Origin of the sequence: Mycobacterium sp. G7A2 (assembly GCF_041902445.1) — a bacterium.
Taxonomy (GTDB): domain Bacteria; phylum Actinomycetota; class Actinomycetes; order Mycobacteriales; family Mycobacteriaceae; genus Mycobacterium.
Window position 1 is genome coordinate 3,089,921 of the sequence record NZ_CP169251.1, and the last position, 15,278, is coordinate 3,105,198.

Sequence of the window (15,278 nt, forward strand, 5' to 3'; positions counted from 1 at the left end):
CTCAGTCAACTCAATCTTTCCGAAAGTCTCGCAAGCAGTTCGTCCTCGGCAAGGTCGTCGTAGGCGTCCTCGGCCGCATCCGGGCCGTCGACGCCTGCGCCGGCGACCTCGTCGTCGGAACCGGCGGTATCGATTATCTCAGGCAGGATCGACGCCAGGTAATCGGTGAGTGCCTCGACCGTCGGATAGTCGAAGACGACCGACGCCGGCAACGCCTCCCCCAGGCTTTCGCTGAGCGAACGCTGCAACGTTACGCTCATCAGCGAATCCATCCCGAACTGGAAGAACCCCACGGTGGGGTCCAGAGTGTGCGTCGAGGTCAGCCCCATCGCGGCGGCGACCTGCGCCAACACATGGTCGGTGAGCATGTCGATGCGGCGCGGCGCAGCGCAATCCTTCAGCTCCTGGCGAAATGCGGTGTCGCCACTGAGCGCTGCGGCTGCGACGCCCGACTCGGCGGCCAGCAACTCGTCGAGGATGTGCAGCTCGGCGCGGGTGTGATACGCCGCGGCCAGCCGGGGCCAGTCGGCGGCCACCACGGTCGCCCGCGCCGGAGCCTGGGGACCGACGAACGAGCGCAGCGCGGTGATCGCCACCGCGTCCTCCATCGGCTCCAGTCCGGACTCCGCAGTGGCCTGTTTCTCGAACCCGGTCTGCGCGTCGGCCAGCGACTTCCACAGCCCCCAGTTGATGGCGCAGGCGGGCAGGCCGGCCGCGCGGCGCGCGAAAGCCAGGGTGTCGCAGAACGTGGTGGTGGCCGCGTAGTGCGCCAGCCACCGCGATCCGAGCACCCCGGAGATCGAGGAGAACAGCACGAACTGCGCCACCGGATGCTCGAGGGTCAGTTCGTGGGCCACCATCGCGGCGTCCATCTTGGGCCGGAACATCGCGACCACGTCGTCGCGGGTCATCTCGGTCAGCGTGACCGGCCCCCCGCTCATCGCGGCCAGATAGACCCCGCCCAACGGCGGCAGGACGGCGCCGAAACGGTCGAACAGTGCCCGCATCGACGCCTCGTCGGCGGCGTCGGCCGCCGCGGTGACCACGGTGGTGCCCTTCTCGGCCAGCCGCTCGGTGAGCGCGGCGAGTCGGTCACCCGGATTACGCGACACCGCGACCACCGTTGTGGCGCCCATCGCAGCCAGCTGCTCGATCAGGATCGGCCCGATGTTGCCGGTCGCGCCGATGACCAGATGCGTCCGCTCGGGATCCAGCGTTTCGGCGTCGGTACCGGCGGGGGCCGGCGGCAGTGCGTGGATCAGCCGCGCGACGTGCCGGGCACCGGCCCGGTACACCAGCTGGTCCTCGCCGTCGCCGGCGCGGACCTCACCGAGCAGCCACCGCGCGGCCACCGCGGCCGGGACCGATTCGTCCACGTCGACGACCGCGCCCCAGATCTCCGGATGCTCCAGCGCCAGGGTGCGGCCCAGCCCCCACAACACCGCGTGTGCGGCGTTGGCGCGGTCACCCTCGGCCAGCGGCTGGGCGTTTCGGGTCAGCAGGTACAGCGTGGGCGGTGCCGGACGCCGGGCAGCAGCGGCGGCGATCGTGCGGCCCATCTCGAACAGCTCGTAACCCAGCGCGCCCCCGTCCGTGCTGCCGGGGGCGTAGAGCACGTGGGTGGCGTTCCCGACGGCCTCGACCACGGTCTCGGCGGCGGCGGACGCGGGCAGCGTGGAGACCGAGGATCCCTCCCCGTCGAGCAGGCGTGCCAGCGCTTCGCCCACCGCGGGGTCGGCGATCACCAGCCAGCGGCCGTCGGCCGCAGCGCCCTCGGCGGTGCTCGGCAGCGCCTTCTCCGGCCAGGTCAGTTCGCAGAACCACTCCGGCGGTACCGCGCTGTCGGCGGGCAGCGCACCCCCGCGGCCGGCCGTGGCTCGGCGCAGCGGCGGTACCTCCACCCAGTGCCGTGTGCGCCGCCACGGGGTGGTGGGCAGCGGCACGTGCGGCTCGCCGTGGCGCGCGGTGTGCGGCGGACGCGACGTGTGCGTGGCGTTGCGGTGGGTGTGGAAGGTGACGGTGTCGTCCCCGTCGCGCGCCAGTGTGCCGACGGTGAGGTAGTGCGACGGGTCGTCGAGGCCGGCCAGCGTGTCGGCGATCGGCTGACCCAGCGTCGAGTGCGGGCTGATCTCGATGAAGGTGCCGTGCTCGCCGGCTGCCGCCGCGACGGCCCGGCTGAACTGCACCGGCTGGCGCACGTTGGCCACCCAGTAGTCGGCGTCGAACGTGGCCGGGGTGGCCGGCGCCGTGACGGTGGACAGGAACGGCAGCGTCGGGATGCTCGGTTCCAGGTCCGCCAGCGCCGAACGCAGGTCGCCCAGCACCGGATCCATCAATGCGGTGTGTGACGCCACCACCATGTTCACCCGGCGGGCGAAGACGTTGTCGGCGGTGGCCGCCGCGATGACGGCGTCGACCTGGTCGGGCAGCCCGGCCACCACGGTCTGGCGTGGCGACAGATGACCGGCCACCTCGACGCTGGACTGACCGGCGATGAGCGCGCGAACCGCGTCCTCGTCGAGATTGAGCAGCGCGACCGCGCCCTGGCCGGCCAGCCGCGCCATGATCGACGATCGGGCGGCGATGACTTCGAGACCGTCGGCCAGGCTCAGCGCGCCGGCGACGACCGCGGCGGTCACCTCGCCCATGGAGTGGCCGATGACCGCGTCGGGATGCACGCCGTAGGAGCGCCACAGCTCGGTCAGCGCCAGCTGCAGACCCATCAACACCGGCTGGACCTGGGCGTCGCCGCTGACGGGCAGACCGCCCTCGATGATCTCGCGCAGCGAGAAGCCGACCTTGTCGACGAACACCGGCTCGATCTCGGCCAGCGCGTCCGCGAAGGCCGGTTCGTCGGCCAGCAGCTGACGGCCCATGCCCGCCCACTGCGAACCCTGCCCGGAGTAGACGAACACCGTGCCCGGCTTCGGGATGTGCGTCGGAACGCCGACCACGCCCGGGGCGCTCTGGCCCAGGGCCAGGGATCGCAGCCCGGCCAGCGCCTGCTCGCGGTCGCGGGCGGTGACCGTGGCGAACTTGGCGTGCTGGGTGCGGTGGTGGTTGAGGGTGTGTGCGATCTCCGGCAGCGACACGTCGGCGCCGGCGCCGGTCATCCAGTCGGCCAGCATCTGAGCTTGCCCGGCCACCCGCTCGGCGGTCTTGCCGGAGACGACCAGCGTGGTGAGCACGGTCGGTGCACTGTCGGTCGGCGCCGCGACCGGTGCCTGCTCGATGATGACGTGGGCGTTGGTGCCGCCGAATCCGAACGACGAGATGCCCGCCCGGCGCGGCCGGCCGGCGGGTGCCCACTCGGTGTGCTCGGCGACGACCTTCAGTCGAAGCTTGTCGAACGGGATGTGCGGATTCGGGTTCTCATAGCCCAGGTTGGCGGGGATCCGGTTGTGCTGCAGGGCCAGCACCGCTTTGGCGAACCCGGCGATACCCGCGGCGGCCTCCAGATGCCCGAGGTTGGACTTGACCGCGCCGAGCAGCAGCGGTGCGTCGGCGGGCCGCCCCTTGCCGAGCACCGTGCCCAGAGCGCGGGCTTCGATCGGATCACCGAGCAGCGTGCCGGTTCCGTGGGCCTCGACGTAGTCGACCTCGCGCGGGTTGACCCCGGCGGCGGCGTACGCGGCACGCAGCACCGCCATCTGGGCGGCCGGGTTGGGCGCCATCAGCCCGTTGGAGCGGCCGTCCTGGTTGACCGCCGATCCGCGGATCACCGCGAGCACCCGGTCGCCGTCCCGTTGGGCGTCGGAGAGGCGCTTGAGCACCGCGACACCGCAACCCTCACCGCGGACGAACCCGTCGGCGGCGGCGTCGAAGGCGTGGCACCGTCCGGTGGGCGACATCGCGTCGGCCTGGTCCAGGCTGCGGGTGCCGGCCGGGGACAGCAGCAGGTTCACCCCGGCGGCCAACGCGACGTCCGAGTCGCCGGTGCGCAGACTCTGACACGCCAGGTGCAGCGCGACCAGCGACGACGAACACGCGGTGTCGATCGTCACCGACGGGCCGCGGAAGTCGAAGAAGTAGGACACCCGGTTGGCGATGATGCTGATCGACCCCCCGGTTCCGTACCAGGCGTCCACCTGGCTCAGATCGGTGGCGCCCAGCTGGGCGTAGTCGCCGGCGCTCGCCCCGGCGAACACCCCGGTGCGGGTCTCGGCGAGCGAGTCGGCCGGGATGCCGGCGTGTTCGAGTGCCTCGTGGGTGACCTCGAGCAGCAGCCGCTGCTGCGGGTCCATCCGGGTGGCTTCGCGGGGGATGATCTCGAAGAACTCGGCGTCGAACGCGTCGATGTCGCGCAGGAAGGAACCCCACCGGGTCACCCCGGCCAGCGCCGCCGCGCCTGCCGGCGTGCCGTCGTCGAAATGCGCCCACCGCTGGGCGGGCACCTCACCGACCGCGGACCGGTTCTCGGACAGGAAGTCCCAGTAGGCGTCGGGACCCTCGATGTTGCCGTCGGCGTCGGGGCCGCCGGGAAACCGGAGCCCGAGCCCGATCACGGCGACGGGCTCGTCCAGCGCGGCGGGCCGCTCCGCGCCCGCGTCCGGGGTGGCCGGTTCGACCTCCCCGCCGGTGAGGAACTTGGCCAGCGCATCCACGGTCGGGTACTGCCAGAAATCCACCGGGGACACGGTGCGTCCCACGAATTCCGACAACACCCCGGTCAGGACCACCGCGTCGCGCGAACCGACCCCGAGGTCGTGCATCGAGGCGCCGGCGTCGATCTGTTCGGGGCTGCAGCCGTTGTTCGTGACGAGGTAGTCGACCAACCACCTCCGAACAGCAGCCTCGTCGACGGCTGAGGTCATGCAGTGACGTCCAACCGGTTGAAACCGTCGGTGCGGTACAGCTCCACGCAGGACGCCCGCCGGACCTTGCCGCTGGTGGTCAGCGGCAGTGAGCCGGGGCCGACGAGCACGAAGTCCGACAGGCGCACGCTGTGCGTCATCGAGATCGCGGACGTGACCTGCTGTTTGATCGACTCCAGCGCGGCCGGCTCGATCTGCTTCTTCAGCTCGGCGACGACGACGAGCCGCTCGCTGGCGTCGTCGGGCACCGAGATGGCGGCCACCCGGCCGCCGGTGAACTCGGCGACGGTGGCCTCGATGTCGTCGGGATAGTGGTTGCGGCCGTCGACGATCAGCAGATCCTTGATCCGGCCGACGATGAACAGCTCGTCGTCGAACATGACGCCCAGATCGCCGGTGCGCAGCCATGGCCCCTTCGGGGTGCCCGGGGTGGGCTCACCGAGCTGAGCGGCGAACAACTCGCTGAGCTTCGGGTTGTGCCAGTACCCGGCGGCGACGTGCTCGCCGTGCAGCCACACCTCACCGATCTTGCCGGCGGGATTCTCCACCAGGGTGTCCGGGTCCACCACGCGCGCCGTCGTCGACCGCACCGCACCGCAGCCGATCAGCTCGGCGCCCGCTTCGTCGTCGCAGCGCTCGGCATGCCCGGCGGCCAGCTTCTCGTAGTCGAAGCGCACCGCCGTCGGCGGCTGCCCCCCGGCCGACGCGGCCACGTAGACGGTGGCCTCGGCGAGTCCGTAGGACGGGCGCATCGCCGACTCGGGCAGGCCGAACTGGGCGAAGCGCTGGTTGAACCGGCGCACCGTGGAACCGTGCACGCGCTCGGCGCCGTTGATCATCACCGCGACCGTGCTGAGGTCCTTGCCGGCGAGGTCCTCGTCGGAGGTGCGCTTGACGGCCAACTCGAAGGCGAAGTTCGGTGCGGCGGTGAACGCTCTGGGGTGCGAGCCGAGCTGCTGCATCCACCGCGACGGCTTCTGCATGAACGCGACCGGGCTCATCAGCACTGCCGGGCGGCCCAGCACCATCGGGATGAACACTCCGACGATGAGACCCATGTCGTGGTAGAAGGGCAGCCACGACACCACCGTGGTGTCCCCGGGTGCGCCGTCCGGGTACGCCTCGTAGTAGTCGGTGAGCAGCTGGCCGAGGTTGACGACGACGTTGCGGTGGGTGACCACGACACCCGCCGGGCTGCGGGTGGATCCCGAGGTGTACTGCAGGTAGGCGGTCTTCAGCAGCGTCGGCTGGGCCGTGGACCGCGGCGGGGTGTCGAAGTCCAGCGTGTCCACCTCGAGGAACTTCGGCGGGCGCTGCGTCGGGTCGGCCTGCCCGTACTTGCGGATGTCGTCGACGACCGCCGACGTGGTCAGGACCACGACCGGCGTCGAGTCCTTCATCGCCCCCGTCACGCGCTCGTCGTGATGGCGTGTCTGCGGCATCGACAGCGGGACGGCGATGAATCCGGCCTGGATCGCGCCGAGGAAGCCGACGATGTATTCCAGGCTCTGCGGCGCCAGGATCACCGCGCGGTCACCGGGCGAGCCGAGGCCGGCCAGCTTCTCGGCGACGACCTGTACCCGCTCGTAGACCTCGGACCAGGTCAGGCTCTCGGAGACGCCGGAGGGGTCGGCCTCGTAGTCGACGAACGTGTAGGCGACGTCGTCGGGTTGCCGCTCGGCGCGGTCGGCGAGTACCGCCGGGATGGAGGCTTCGGTCATCGACATCGCAGCATCCTTTCACTTCGGCTCATGCGCGAAAACGCGCCGCAACGAGAACCGAGCGGCCGGCGTCGAGACCCGACGCGGTACCGCCCGGCACGCAGGATGCTACCCGGCGAAACGCCGATGGCATCAAATCCTGCCCTCGCTGCTGGCGGAGCTCGATTCCACGCTGTCGAACAAACTGTCCAGCAAACTATCGGAGGCGCTGTCGACGTCACTGTCGGCCTGCGACACGGTGTGCGGTGCGACTTTCTCGGCGAGATGGGTCGCCAACGAGGCGATCGTCGGATGGTTCCACAGCATCGTCGCCGACAATTCGACGCGCGTGAGCTGCTCGACCTCACGCCGGATCGACATCGCCATCACCGAGTTCAGCCCCATCTCGGCGAACGGGCGGTCGGTGTCGACCTCGCTCTCGGGGGTCCGCAGCTCGGTGGCCAGGATGGTGCGCAGACCGTTCTGCAGTTCGGCCAGCACCTCGTCGGCCGACATCTCCGACCAGGCCCGTGCCGGTGCGACACCGGCGCCCCCGGAGGCGGCGTCCGGGTCGCTCTCGGACACGATCGGGGCCATCACGGCGTGCGCGACGTCGAACCGGGACACGTACTCCCAGGCGTCGAACGCCTCGGCCGGCGTCACCGGCCGTGACCCGCGCCGCGCGAGTTCGTCGACCACGACCTGGGCGTCGGACCCGAATCCGAGCCCGCGCCAGGCCACCCAGTCCAGGCTGACCGTGGCGTCGCCCTGCGCGTGCCGGGCCCGGGCCAGTCCGTCCAGGTAGGCATTGCCGGCGGCGTAGGCGCCCTGGCCGGGCACGCCGAACACCGTGCCCGCGGAGGCGGTGAAATGCAGGAAATCGAGGCTGCCCGGCGGGAACACCGCGTCGAGGGCGGCCGCGCCGGCCACCTTCGGCCACAACGTGGACTGCACCCGGTCGGCGGACAGGTCGGTCAGCAGCTGGCTGTCGGTGACGCCGGCCGCGTGCACGACGCCGCGCACCGGCGGTGCGCCCGCATCGTCGCGCTGTGTGAGGAAGGCCTCGAGCGCGGAGGCCGAGCCGATGTCCAGCACCGCGATCTCGACGGCGACGCCGCGGGCCTCCAGCTCCCGTACCGCCTCGATCTTGTGCCGGGTGGCCTCGTCGACGGAGTCGGCGTCCCAGTCGCGCCGTGGCGGCAGCGGCGTCCGGCCCGCCAGGACCACTCGGCGCGCGCCGCGGTCGGCGAGCCAGCCCGCGGTGAGCAACCCGAGGGCACCCATGCCGCCGGTGATCAGATAGGCCGCATCCGCGCGGCAGCGCAGGGGCTCCCGGTACGGCTCGCGCGCGGCGTCGTCGGCCAGCGGCGCCAGCACCTGTTCGGACCACTGACCGTCGCGCAGCGACAGGATGGTCTTCGCGGGGGTGTTCAGCAGCTCGGCGAGGGTGTCAGCGGACCCGGTCTGCCCGTCCTCGGCGAGGTCGACCAGCCCGCCCCACAGCTGCGGCTGCTCGGCTCCGATCACGCCGGCCACGCCCCACAGGCAGCTCTGCCGCACAGCGTCGCGGGAGCCGGTTTCGCGCACGCCCCGGGTGACGATCCACAGCCTGGGCTCCTCGCGGGCTTCCCGGGCGGCGAGCCGGGCCACGACATCGGCGACCTGCGCGGTCAGCCGCGCCGCGCACGTCAGGTCGTCCTCGTCGGTGTCGGTGGCGGGCACGAAGATCACCGACGTGGCGTCCGCCTCGTCGACGACCCGGTGTCCGGCCGCCGTCAGGGCACCGGTGAGCTCAGCGTCGTTCTCTTCGGCGCCGAGCACGGCCACCGAGAGGGCGGCTCCGGGCTCGGTTCGTTCCGGCGCGGTCCAGGGCTGCCAGTCCAGCGCATGGGCGACGTCGCGGGGGTCTGCCACCGGCGCGGCGGACTGCGCGGCACCGGCCTGGACGTCGACATAGCGCAGGCCGCGGATGTCCAGCCGTGCGGTGCCGTCGGTCACCGCCACGTCGATCAGCAGATCGTCTCCGGCGTCCGGGCGGCGCAGCACGGTGACCGACAGATCGGTGCCGGTGAGTTCACCGGTCATCGACATGCTCTGCACGCCGGCGGGTACCAGCAGACGTTCGTCGGTGATGTCGGCCAGGCGCGCGATCTGCACCGCGGCGTCGAGCATCGCCACCGGCAGCCCGCCCGGCCCGGCGTCGCCGAGTGTGACCTCGGCGCGCACCTGGTTGTCACCGGATCGGCAGGAGGCGATCGACCACGGGAAGGGCTGGCCTTCCACACCCCATTTGGCCTGGAGCTCGTCCACGGTGGCGCGGTCGTAGTCCTGCTCGGACCCGGCCGGATCGGGGTTGGCCCGGGTCTCGGACTGCGGCGGCGACAGCCGGGCGGTGGCGTGGCGCACCCACCGGCTGGCCTCGGCCTGAGCCGACGGCGCCGACGACATCGTGACGGAGTCGCCGCTGACGACCACCTGGATCACCTGCGGCTGGTCGATGACGACCGGACGCTCGAAGCGGAGTTCGGACAGCAGCGTCGCCCCTGATTCGGCCGCTGCCACCGCCAAGGTGCGCAGCAGCACCGACATCGGCACGACCTCGACACCCTGGATGCGGTGAAATCCCGGGTAGGGCTTGGCTTCGCGGACGAGCCTGGCCTGCCATAGATGCGTGGGCGGGCTGGTCGCCACTGCGGTGCGTTCACCGAGCAGGGTCCCCGGACGCGGAGCGGTGGCGCCCCGGTGGTCGGCGGCGGTCGCCGACACCCAGTGGCTGGCGTGGTGCCACGGCGTCACGGGCAGCGTCACCGGCGGGGTCGCCGTCTGTTCGGGTCCGGCGGGACGCGTGGTGCGGGCGCTGTTGAGGTGGGTGTGGAACGTCAGCGTCTCGTCGGTGTCGCGCAGCAGCGTGGGCACGCTTCGGTGCTGGCTGGTCCCCAGCGTGTCGTCGATGCCGTAGGTCAACAGCGGGTGCGGGCTGACCTCGACGAACGTGCCGTGCTCGGCGCCCGCGGCGGTGACGGCCTGATGGAAGCGCACCGGGTTGCGCAGGTTGTCGACCCAGTAGTCGGCGTCGAACGTCGGAGCCGGCCCGCTGTGCTCGCGAGTGGTGATGACGATCGGGATGGTCGGTACGGCCGGTTTCAGGTCCGCCAGGGCCTCGCGCAGCTCGGGCAGGATCGGATCGATCGTCGGATGGTGGGAGGCCACGTCGACCTCGATGCGGCGGGCCAACCGGTCGCGCGCCGACACCGCGGCGATCGCGGCGTCGACCTGGTCGGGCGGCCCGGCGATCACCGTCTGCCGCGGTGAGGCGTACACCGCCAGCGTGATGTCGGGGTAGTCGGCGATGAACTCGGTCGCGGCATCGGGATCGAGCTCGATCAGAGCCATCGCGCCCTGCCCCGACAGCCGCGACATCAGCCGCGACCGGGTGGCGATGACCTTCAGCCCGTCGGAAACCGACAGGGCACCGGCGACCACGGATGCGGCCACCTCACCCATCGAATGGCCGATGACGGCATCGGGGTGCACGCCGTAGGAGCGCCACAGCTGCGTCAGCGCCAACTGCATGCCGACGAGCACCGGTTGGATCCGTTCGATGCCGGTGACTTGCTGGCCCTCGGCGATGACCTGCTGCAGCGAGAAACCGACCTGCTCGACGAAGGCGGGTTCGATCTCGGCCACCGCCGCGGCGAAGGCGGGCTCCTCGACCATGAGCTGGCGACCCATTCCCAGCCACTGCGAGCCCTGGCCGGAGTAGACGAACACGGTGCCGTGCCCGTGGCGACCGTCCTGCGGTTCCACCACGCCGGGAGCGGACTGGCCGTCGGCGAGTGCGCGCAGTCCGGCGACGGCGCCGGCATGGTCGCGCGCGGAGACGGTGGCGAACCGGTTGTGTTGCGCGCGCCGGTGGGCCAGCGTCTGGGCCACCTGGCTCAGCGGGACCTGCCGGCCGGGCCCGGACATCCAGTCGGCCAGCACGGCGGCCGTGGCCGCGATCCGGGGTGCCGATTTCCCCGACACCACCAGGGTCGTGATCGCGGGCGTGTCGACGGGTTCTGCCGCCTGGACGGCTGATGGTGCCTGTTCGAGAACGACGTGGGCGTTGGTGCCGCCGAACCCGAACGACGAGACGCCCGCCAGCAGGGGACGGTTCCGCCCGGGGAGGTCGCTGTCCGCCGCGACCACCTTGAGCCGAAGTTCGTCGAACGGGATGTGTGGGTTGGGCGACTGGTAGTCGAGGTTCGCGGGCACGCGGCCGTGCTGCAGCGCGAGCACGGTCTTGGCGAAACCCGCGATTCCGGCGGCGGCCTCGGTGTGGCCCAGGTTGCTCTTGATCGACCCGATCAGCAGCGGAGCGTCCGCCGCCCGGCCGCGGCCGAGCACGGTGCCCAGCGCGCGGGCCTCGATCGGATCACCGAGCAGGGTGCCCGTGCCGTGCGCCTCGACGTAGTCGACCTCGCGGGGTTCGACCCCGGCCGCCGAGCAGGCCGCGCGCAGCACGGCCATCTGGGCAGCGGGATTGGGCGCCATCAGACCGTTGGACCGGCCGTCCTGGTTGACCGCGGAGCCGCGGACGACGGCCAGGATCCGGTCGCCGTCGCGTTGCGCATCGGCGAGGCGCTTGAGGACGGCGACGCCGCAGCCCTCGCCGCGCACGTATCCGTCCGCGCGGGCGTCGAAGGAGTGGCACCGGCCGGTGGGCGACATCGCCTCGACCTGGTCGAAACTCCGGGTGACGGCCGGCGAGAGCAGCACGTTGACGCCTGCGGCCAGAGCGAGATCCGAGTCACCGGTGCGCAGGCTCTGGCAGGCCAGGTGGATGGCCACCAGGGACGACGAGCAGGCGGTGTCGACGGTGACCGACGGGCCGCGCAGGTCGAAGTAGTAGGACACCCGGTTGGAGATGATGCTCAGCGCACCGCCGGTTCCCGAATAGGCGCCCACCTGGGCGAGGTCCATCGACGCCATGACGCCGTACTCGCTGAGGCAGGCTCCGGTGAACACGCCCGTCTGGGTGTGCCGCAGAGCTTCGGGGCGGATCCCGGCATGTTCGAGCGCCTCGTGGGTGACCTCCAGCAGCATGCGCTGCTGGGGGTCCATGTTGTCGGCTTCGCTCGGAGAGATCTCGAAGAACTCGGCGTCGAACTGGTCGATGTCGGACAGGAACGAACCCCAACGGGTGGTGCCGGCCAGCGCGGCGCCGCCTTCCGGGGATCCGTCGTCGAACCACTCCCACCGCCACGGGGGCACCTGACCGACCGCCGACCGGCCCTCGGTCAGGAACTCCCACAACGCCTCGGGGCCGTGGATGTCCCCGGGGTAGCGCAACCCGAGGCCCACCACGGCGATCGCGTCGTCGGCGTTGACGCTCTTCGCCGGCGAGGCTTCTGCCACCGACTCGACCTCGCCCCCGGTGAGGAACGCGGCCAGCGCGTTGATCGTCGGGTACTGCCAGAACTCCACCGGCGAGACCGTGCGGCCCAGCAGCTCGGAAAGCTCGCCGGTGAGGACCACGGCGTCGCTGGAGCCGACGGCGAGATCGCTCAGTGGGGCATCGAAATCGATTTCGTCAGGGCTGCAACCGATGTTGGTGACGAGATAGTCGACCAACCAGTTCCGGATTGCATCCTCGTCGAAAGCAGCTGTCATGCAGTGACGTCCAAACGGCTGAACTCGTCCTGGCGGTAGCGATCCACACAGGCCGAGCGCCGAATCTTTCCGCTGGTGGTGATCGGAATCGAGCCGGGGGCGACGAAGACGAGGTCGGCGACCCGCACGCTGTGCGTGCGCTTGATGGCCGAAGCCACCTCACGCTTGACCGCGCGCAGCTTGTCGAGAGCTTCGGCCTCCGAGGCGCCCTTCTTCTTCAGCTCGGCGATCGCGACCAGCTGCTCGCTGGTCTCGTCGAGCACGGAGATGGCGGCCACCCGGCCACCGGTGATCTCCTGGATGGTGGCTTCGATGTCGTCGGGATAGTGGTTGCGGCCGTCGACGATGAGCAGGTCCTTGATGCGGCCGATGATGAACATCTCGCCTTCGGACATCACGCCCAGGTCACCGGTGCGCAGCCACGGCCCGACCGGGGTGCCCTCCGAGGGATCGACCATCTCGCCGCCGAACGTGCGCTCGGTCTGCTGCGGGTTACGCCAGTAACCCATCGCGACCTGCTCGCCGTGCACCCAGATCTCGCCGACCTTGCCGTCCGGATTCTCCGTGCGGGTCTCCGGATCGACGATGCGTACCGTCGACGACCGAGGGGCGCCGTAGGTGACCAGCTCGGAGCCACCCTCGGCACCGCACCGCTCGGCGTGGCCGGCGGCGAGCTTCTCGTAGTCGAACCGCACCGTCGACGGGGTGTGGCCCATCGGCGCGGAGATGACGTACAGCGTGGCCTCCGCCAGCCCGTAGGACGGCCGGACCGTGGTGGTGGGCATGTTGAACTTCGCGAACCGCTCGTTGAAGCGCCGGATGGTCGCCGAGTGGATCCGCTCACTACCGCTGATGATGCCCAGGACCCCACCGAGATCCATGCCCTCGAGGTCTGCGTCGGACGTGCGGCGCACCGACAGCTCGAACGCGAAGTTCGGTGCGGCCGACCAGGCGTGCGGGTGGATCGCCAGCTGCTGGATCCAGCGGGCCGGCTTCTGCAGGAACGCCACCGGGCTCATCAGCATCGCCGGGCGACCGTGCAGGCCGCCGTCCTCGGACGGTGTGAGCAGCGACGCGAACACGCCCTGGATCAGGCCCATGTCGTGATAGAAGGGCAGCCACGACACCATCGTGATGTCCTGGGGCGGGATGCCGTCGCGGTGCTCCATGTAGTCGTCGAAGACCTGCTTGACGTTGGCGATCACATTCCGGTGGGTCATGATCACACCGGCCGGTGCCCGGGTGGAGCCGGAGGTGTACTGCAGGTAGGCCATCTCGGGCAGGTCACCGATGTTCATCTCGGTGGTGCGCGGCGAGTGGAAGTCGAGGGCATCGACCTCGACGACGACCGGGGTCGCACCGCCGGTGAAGCCACCCACGTAGGTCATGATGTCGCTGACGACGGCCGACGTCGTCAGCACCGCGACAGGCTGGCAGTCGCGCAGCGCGCCGTTGACCCGCTCGTCGAGCTGACCGAGGGCCGGCACCGGAAGCGGCACCGCGATGAATCCGGCCGTCATCGCACCGTAGAACGCGACGATGTATTCGAGCCCCTGCGGAGCCAGGATCGCCGCCCGGTCCCCCTTGCGGCCGTGGCGCAGGAGCTCCTCCGCGACGACCTGCGCCCTCTGGTAGACCTGAGACCACGTCAGCGACTCCGCGAACCCGGCGGGATCCACGTCGTAGTCGATGAAGGTGTAAGCCACCTCATCGGGCTGCAGTCGTGCGCGTTCAGCCAAAAGGCCAGGAATGGTCGACTCAAGCAACGGCATGGCGACGTCCTTTCAACTCTGCTTCTGCGCCCCGGCCTCATCGCCGTCAAGGCAATAAACCGACTCGCAGCCCGTGGCCGCGCATCCCCCCGCTCGCCGGAAGGCTAACACCGCACTGTCAGATATGTCGTCTAATGCTGACGAAGGATTACATCACGAATAGCTTGCCAGAGGGAAGCGGGCTGTTCGGGGCCGATTTCGCCGGCACGGCAGCTGCCCGAGGCCGCAACTAAATCCTTACAGCATCTTCACAGTTTTGCCAGCAATGGAAACGCTGCACATGAGCAGGCGGTTACCGGTTGCTCGACCCTGTGCGCGTCCGGTGAGCGAGGACGGCTCAGCGAGGGCTGAACACAGTGCTATATCCGCTTTGACGTGCGCGTCAACGGTTTGCTCATATTGCACGCCGGCGACATGTTTAAAACTGACTCACGGGTAAGAACCAGCCGCTCAGCCGTCGTTGCGCTGCACTTAGACAGACTCACCATCATGTGCCGGCGGGGCACGATGCGATGTGCCGGGCCGGTAGCTTCGCCCGCAGCGGAATGTGGTGAACACCACACTCCAGCAGGTCATCGGTGGTGATGCCTAGGCGCGGCAGCGGGCCCAGAGCTTCTCCTCGACGTCCGGGACCAACTCATCGAGATGATCGGTGAGATAGAAGTGGTGACCGCTGAACTCCCGCACGGTGAATCCACCGGTGGTCCGCTCCGCCCACGGCAGGACCTTCTCCTCGGTGGCGATCTCGTCGTCGTCACCGTAGAACGCGTGAATCGGACACGACAGTGTCACCTCGGGCGGGCAGGTGTAATTGGCGATCGCCTTCAGGCCGCGCAGGGTGGGCAGAATCGCCGCGGCGAACTCCGGGTTCTTCATGAACTCCGGGTCGGCGCCGGTGAGGGTGCTGACCGCGGCGAGCAGACCCTCGTCGGTGTCGGGGATGTCGTCATAGCCGACCCGGCCGGGTGCCGCGACCGCGGAGACGAACAACGCGGCGATCGGCCGGCCAGCCTCCTCGAAGCGGCGCGCGACCTCGAACGCCAACAATCCGCCCATGCTGTGTCCGAAGAAGAAGACCGGCGATCCGGGGACGCCGCCTTCGCGGTCCGGCGAGACCATCGTGCTGATCTGGTCGGCCACCGCGGGCAGGCTGGTGAACGAGCCGAAATCCTGCTTGCCGCCCTGCCGGGGGTACTGCACCGCGGTCCGCTTGATGTCCGTGGTGAACGACTTCGCGAACGGCACGTAGAACTGCGGGGTACCGCCGGCGTGCGGGAAGATGAACAACTTCGGCGTGATGTCCGCAACCCCTCCTGTCATGCGGTGAGAGTACCGTT

At 70.2% G+C, this 15,278-nt stretch carries 5 protein-coding genes; all 5 read right to left on the minus strand.

The annotated features are described in order from the left end of the window. Positions 1-5 precede the first annotated feature (5 nt). Positions 6-4,814, minus strand: a complete 4,809-nt coding sequence (locus ACEWX3_RS14805) for an SDR family NAD(P)-dependent oxidoreductase (protein ID WP_374156954.1) — start codon at positions 4,812-4,814, stop codon at positions 6-8. Continuing rightward, the gene (locus ACEWX3_RS14810; RefSeq protein WP_374156955.1) at positions 4,811-6,541 is read right to left on the minus strand and encodes an AMP-binding protein; all 1,731 of its coding nucleotides are present in this window, start codon (positions 6,539-6,541) and stop codon (positions 4,811-4,813) included. Before ACEWX3_RS14810 ends, ACEWX3_RS14805 begins: the two co-directional genes overlap by 4 nt. A gap of 126 nt (positions 6,542-6,667) precedes the next feature. Further along, positions 6,668-12,169, minus strand: coding sequence for an acyltransferase domain-containing protein (locus ACEWX3_RS14815; protein ID WP_374156956.1), 5,502 nt, complete (start codon positions 12,167-12,169; stop codon positions 6,668-6,670). After that, the gene (locus tag ACEWX3_RS14820; protein ID WP_221357642.1) at positions 12,166-13,941 is read right to left on the minus strand and encodes an AMP-binding protein; all 1,776 of its coding nucleotides are present in this window, start codon (positions 13,939-13,941) and stop codon (positions 12,166-12,168) included. Before ACEWX3_RS14820 ends, ACEWX3_RS14815 begins: the two co-directional genes overlap by 4 nt. A gap of 588 nt (positions 13,942-14,529) precedes the next feature. After that, entirely contained in the window at positions 14,530-15,261 is a 732-nt protein-coding gene (locus ACEWX3_RS14825) for a thioesterase II family protein (protein WP_152517293.1), read from the minus strand. Positions 15,262-15,278: the final 17 nt, after the last annotated feature.

Coding starts and splice junctions, on each gene's coding strand:
- ACEWX3_RS14805 (WP_374156954.1), bottom strand. CDS start 4,814: ATGACCTCAGCCGTCGACGAGGCTGCTGTTCGGAGGTGGTTGGTCGAC.
- ACEWX3_RS14810 (WP_374156955.1), bottom strand. CDS start 6,541: ATGTCGATGACCGAAGCCTCCATCCCGGCGGTACTCGCCGACCGCGCC.
- ACEWX3_RS14815 (WP_374156956.1), bottom strand. CDS start 12,169: ATGACAGCTGCTTTCGACGAGGATGCAATCCGGAACTGGTTGGTCGAC.
- ACEWX3_RS14820 (WP_221357642.1), bottom strand. CDS start 13,941: ATGCCGTTGCTTGAGTCGACCATTCCTGGCCTTTTGGCTGAACGCGCA.
- ACEWX3_RS14825 (WP_152517293.1), bottom strand. CDS start 15,261: ATGACAGGAGGGGTTGCGGACATCACGCCGAAGTTGTTCATCTTCCCG.